This is a genomic window from Brevibacterium sp., assembly GCF_022712115.1.
Classification (GTDB): domain Bacteria; phylum Actinomycetota; class Actinomycetes; order Actinomycetales; family Brevibacteriaceae; genus Brevibacterium; species Brevibacterium salitolerans.
Genome location: NZ_JALAHB010000019.1, coordinates 1 through 4,489, shown reverse-complemented (window position 1 = coordinate 4,489; position 4,489 = coordinate 1). Strand labels below are relative to the sequence as shown.

Annotated in this window: 5 protein-coding genes; 2 read left to right on the top strand and 3 right to left on the bottom strand. The window is 71.0% G+C overall.

The genetic code is table 11. The annotated features are described in order from the left end of the window. The first annotated feature begins 65 nt into the window (after positions 1-65). Positions 66-659 (top strand): GNAT family N-acetyltransferase, encoded by a 594-nt coding sequence (locus tag Q0A33_RS00710; RefSeq protein ID WP_291791657.1) that lies wholly within the window; start codon positions 66-68, stop codon positions 657-659. Between the two features lie 138 nt (positions 660-797). Here Q0A33_RS00710 and Q0A33_RS00705 read toward each other — a convergent pair whose 3' ends face one another. Further along, a complete protein-coding gene (locus Q0A33_RS00705; RefSeq protein ID WP_291791655.1) occupies positions 798-1,886 on the bottom strand; it encodes a DMT family transporter in 1,089 nt (362 codons plus the stop codon). A gap of 80 nt (positions 1,887-1,966) precedes the next feature. Here Q0A33_RS00705 and Q0A33_RS00700 point away from each other — a divergent pair, with 80 nt between their 5' ends. Next, entirely contained in the window at positions 1,967-2,410 is a 444-nt protein-coding gene (locus Q0A33_RS00700) for an Lrp/AsnC family transcriptional regulator (RefSeq protein ID WP_291791651.1), read from the top strand. Between the two features lie 18 nt (positions 2,411-2,428). Here Q0A33_RS00700 and Q0A33_RS00695 read toward each other — a convergent pair whose 3' ends face one another. After that, complete coding sequence (locus tag Q0A33_RS00695) at positions 2,429-2,875, bottom strand: hypothetical protein (protein ID WP_291791650.1); 447 nt, start codon at positions 2,873-2,875, stop codon at positions 2,429-2,431. A gap of 144 nt (positions 2,876-3,019) precedes the next feature. Beyond that, the gene (locus tag Q0A33_RS00690) at positions 3,020-4,372 is read right to left on the bottom strand and encodes an SLC13 family permease (protein ID WP_291791648.1); all 1,353 of its coding nucleotides are present in this window, start codon (positions 4,370-4,372) and stop codon (positions 3,020-3,022) included. Positions 4,373-4,489: the final 117 nt, after the last annotated feature.

Genomic DNA, 4,489 nt, shown 5'->3' with positions numbered 1-4,489 from the left:
TTCGCGGCGTCGCCGCCGTAGGTGGCCGGGTCGAACGGGCCGCCGTTGTTGAAGGTCAGGTCGATGTGGTCGTACGCGAGCTGGTCGCCCTGGTGCAGTCCGCGTACCGCGGCGACGCCTCCCGGGCGGGCTGGACCACGGAGGCGGACCTGCTGGGTGGGCAGCGCATGGACGCGGGAATGGCCCGGGAGATGCTCGCGGAGGAGGGCACCGTGGTGCTGCTGTTCCGTGCGGCAAGCGAGGTGAACGCTGCGGACGCGGCCGGGGCCGCGGGTGTAGCTGGGACTGGGTGTGCGGCGGACGCGGCCGGGGCCGCGGGTGAGGACGTGAGCGGGGCGCTGCGGGCGTGCGTGCAGCTGGCGGATCGGGGGAACGGTCTCGCGTACTTCGGCACGTTCGCGGTGCAACCGGGGAACCAGGGGACGGGAATCGGTTCCGCGGTGATGGCGGCGGCGGAGGCCCACGTCGTCGAGCAGTGGGGAGCCGGGCGGATGCGCATGACGGTGATCCGTCAGCGCGCGGAGCTCATCGCCTACTACCGCCGGCGCGGATTCGAGCTCACCGGAGAGACGGAGCCGTTCCCCTACGGGCAGGAGCAGTTCGGTCTGCCGCAGCGCGACGACCTCGAGTTCGTGGTGCTGGAGAAGCCGCTGGACTGAGTGAGGCGAAAAGCGGAACAGACGGGAAGCCGGATTCCACGGCTTCCCGTCTGCGGATTCGCCGCTTCCAACACCGATGCGCGGCGAATCCGCAGACGGGAGGGAAGGTGCGGGGCTTCCGGTCTAGAGCCTCGCAGGTCAGCGTGGCGCGGCACGGGTGGGGCGGGAGCGGCTCAGCCGCACGTGAAGGACGATCGACGCGATGAGCGCGCAGAGCAGCAGCCCGGAGAGCAGGCTGATCCTCTCTCCCAGCAGCACCACGCCCGCGATGTTCGCCGCCGCGAGCTGGCACATCATGAGGACGCCCGCGGTGGCGGGAGCGATCCGTGTGACCCCGTCGAAGTACAGCAGATAGGGCACGACCGTCATGCACACCGCGAGTATCGCGATGAGGGCGATTACCAGACCGGGGCGCGCAGTCCCCAGAGCCAGACCCTGTGCGGCGGCGACGGGCAGCAGCGCGAGGCTCGCCGCCACGAAGGTGAGGGCCGTGCGGCCCAGCAGGTCGGAGTCGCCCGAAGCCTCCTCCGCGTCCCTCGCCCGCGGCGGAGCGCTCCCCGCGAGCTTCTTCGACACGAGGGTCATGAGCGAGTGCGAGGTCGCCGCGGCCACGGCGAAGACCGGGCCCAGTACGGTGAGCTTCGCCTCCTCGCCGCTGACCAGCAGCAGTGCGGTGATCGCCGCGAGCGCAGGGACCATCGTCAGCCATCCTGCCCGGTTGAGCGTGAGACCCAGCACCGGAATGGACAGCAGCGCCATCACCACCGGCCCCGTCGCCAGCACCAGGGTGGAGCCCAGGCCCGCGCCCATGCTCGCCACCGAGGCGTACATGAGCGTCTGCGCGGCCGCCAGCAGTGCGCCGGTGAGCAGCAGAGCCGGCCCCTGGGAGCGGAGGAGCCGGAAGAGGCCGGGCCCTCCCCGGAACACGCGGCGCAGGGTGTGCAGTGCGAGGAGGATCGCGGCGGCCAGGGCGAAGCGCCAGAAGGAGAGCGCGGCCGGTGAGAGCGTGGAGATCGCGAAGACGAAGGCGGCTGCCGCGGCGCCGACGCCCCAGAGGACCGCTGCCGCCGTCACCTGCAGTGCACCGGTGACGGTTCCCGCGGCCCCCGCAGATCCTCCTGCGGTGCGCGCTGCCGTGCGGGGTAGGAGCGGCGCTGCCGGGCGAGGCGGGAGCGACGCGGCTGTGCGGGCTCCGAGGGTGCGTGTGGTGTGGGGAACGGTGGTCATGGCGCAATGCTATGGAAATCCCTGAAGCAGGCGATTGCCGATAATGCCTCATCCAAGCCCTGACGTGGCATGATCTGCTCATGGATTCCATCGATGAGGACATCATCCGCCTCCTGCAGGAGAACGGCAGACTGAGCAACACGGAACTCGCGGACGCCGTGGGGCTCACTCCCAGCCCCTGTCTGCGCAGGGTGCGCCGTCTGGAGGAGGCCGGGATCATCTCCGGCTACCACGCGCGCGTCGACGCGGCGAAGCTCGGGCGGGGCCTGGAAGTGCTCGTCTTCGTGGAGATGGGGCTGAAGACGAAGGACAGCGCGGAGGCCTTCGAATCCGCGCTTGCCCCCTGTCCGGAGGTCATCGAGCTGCGGCAGATGTTCGGTCTGCCGGACTACCTGGTGCGGATCGCGGTGGCGGACCTCGCCGCGGCGGAGCGCTTCATCTCGCACACGCTCAGTGCGCTCCCCGGAGTGGCCCGCGTGGACTCGCACCTCACGATGAAGCTGGTGAAGGGCGCGGGCGTCTGAGCGGCCCGCAGGGGCGTCTCACCGCGTGCGGTGCACGGGCCGGTGCGCGGTTCCCCTCGCGGCGGACTCCTCCGCCTCCCGGCGGCGCATCCACCCGGGGCTGTCCGGCCAGAGGACCATGGCGGCCCCGAGGAGGAGGGGGAGGGCGGTGCTGATCTGGACACTCGCCTCGGGCCAGGCAGCCGTACCGAGCGCGGCCCCGAGCAGGAGGGCCGTCGAAGCCGCCAGCAGCAGGTTCCGCAGTGTGCGCGGCCGGTCGATCCACGCGCCGGTCACCAGGCCGGCGGCGCTGATGAGCCACAGGAGCAGGTAGGAGCGCTGCTGTGCCGCACCGGGGAAGCTCGTGTGCTGCTCGGACCAGTTGAGGGCGAACATCACGGCGATCGCGACCGCCGTGAGCGCCGTCCAGATCAGCCGGTGCCGCAGCGTCCCCTTCCAGCGGATCGGATCCCTGCGCCCCCTCATCGCGTTCGCCTCCTCTGCGTCCTCCTCGGCGGTCGAGCCTCCTCTCTCCACCGTAGGAGAGCCGGCCGTGGAACGGAAGAGGCGCTCGCCCCGCACGGTCGCGGAGCGGGCGCCTCAGGACGAGCAGCCTCAGGACGAGCGGCCTCAGCCTGCCAGCATCGCGGGCAGCACCAGGCCGCCCACGAGGAGGACCGGCCCCACGACGACCATCGAGAGGCCGAAGCGCACGAGCAGGCGCGTGAGGCGGGACTTCTGCTCCTCCGGCGCCGTGGCGACCACGGTCGCGCCCAGGGTGGAGAACGGCGAGACGTCGACCACGGCGGAGCACACGCCCAGGGCGGCGATGAGCGCCCAGCCGGGCAGGCTGCCGTCGGCGATGAGCGGGAGCGCGAGCGGGACGAGGGCCGCGAGGATGCCGGTGGTCGAGGCGAAGGCGGAGACCAGCCCGCCCACCAGGCAGAGCACGAAGGCGGACACCAGCGGGGAGCCTACGGACTTCGCCGCGTCGCCCAGCATCTCGACGGCACCCATCTCCTCCAGCAGGCCCACGAAGGTGATGATGCCGCCCACCAGCAGCACGGTCGACCAGTCGATCTTCGTCACCGCGGCCCTGCTCTGGGAGGGGTCGATGAGCAGCAGGATGCCGGAGAGCGCGAAGCAGAGGATGCCGATGTCCGGATCGCCGCCGGTGGCCGCGATGACCACGACGGAGGCGAGCAGGACCAGGATCGCGGCCACGGTGGCCCACTGGATGCCGGTGAACGGCTCCACCTTCGAGAAGCCCTCGCCGGCCTCGTCCGCGGAGAAGCGGGCGTCGTCGTCATCGCCCTCGCCGAACTCGATCGAGGAGGTCGAGGCGGAGCCGCGCGAGAGGGTCCCGGCTGCCGCGGGCACGGGAGCGGAGGCCTTCCTCCGGCCCCACACGGCGTAGGAGAAGGCCAGCATGAGCAGGTACACGCCCACTGCGATGCCGAAGAGGAGGAACGGGCTGAGCTCGATCCCCGCGCCGTGGGCGGTGGAATAGGTGACGATGCCGTAGAGGCTGGTGGGAGCGAAGCCGCCGGCGCCGATGGCGAAGCACATCGACAGCCCCATGAGCGCGTAGTCGATCCCGTAGCGGCGGGCGACCTGCATGCCCACCGGCATCATCACGAGGCCGGCCAGGGGAGCTCCCATGGAGGCGATCGCCCCGGTGATGAGGAAGAAGACGAACGGCAGCAGGAGCGCATTGGAGCCGACCTTGGCCAGGGCCCGGTCGATGAGCTTGTCGATGGTGCCGTTGAGCTGCGCGATCGCGAAGAAGAGCGTGACGCCCGCCAGCAGGACCATGATGTCGAGCGGGAATCCCGCGATCACGTCGTCGAGCGGGAGGTCGGTGAGCAGGAGGGCGCTTCCGGCGGCGCCGGCGAGCATGAGCACGCCGATGGGGATCCCGCGGATCGCGCCGAGGGCGAACATGGCGATGAAGACCGCCAGGGCGATGAGCTGTTCTGTCATGGTTCCTCAGAGTGGGACGATGGGCTGCCCCGCAGGGGGCGACGCAGTACCTTAACCTGAGGGAGGGCGGGGAGCGTCGCATCTGCGTGTCCGGCGACAAAGCCGTGCGGGGAGGAC

What these genes read in the sequence shown, in the direction of transcription:
- Q0A33_RS00690 (WP_291791648.1), bottom strand. Translation starts at nt 4,372, where the DNA reads ATGACAGAACAGCTCATCGCCCTGGCGGTCTTCATCGCCATGTTCGCC.
- Q0A33_RS00700 (WP_291791651.1), top strand. Translation starts at nt 1,967, where the DNA reads ATGGATTCCATCGATGAGGACATCATCCGCCTCCTGCAGGAGAACGGC.
- Q0A33_RS00695 (WP_291791650.1), bottom strand. Translation starts at nt 2,875, where the DNA reads ATGAGGGGGCGCAGGGATCCGATCCGCTGGAAGGGGACGCTGCGGCAC.
- Q0A33_RS00705 (WP_291791655.1), bottom strand. Translation starts at nt 1,886, where the DNA reads ATGACCACCGTTCCCCACACCACACGCACCCTCGGAGCCCGCACAGCC.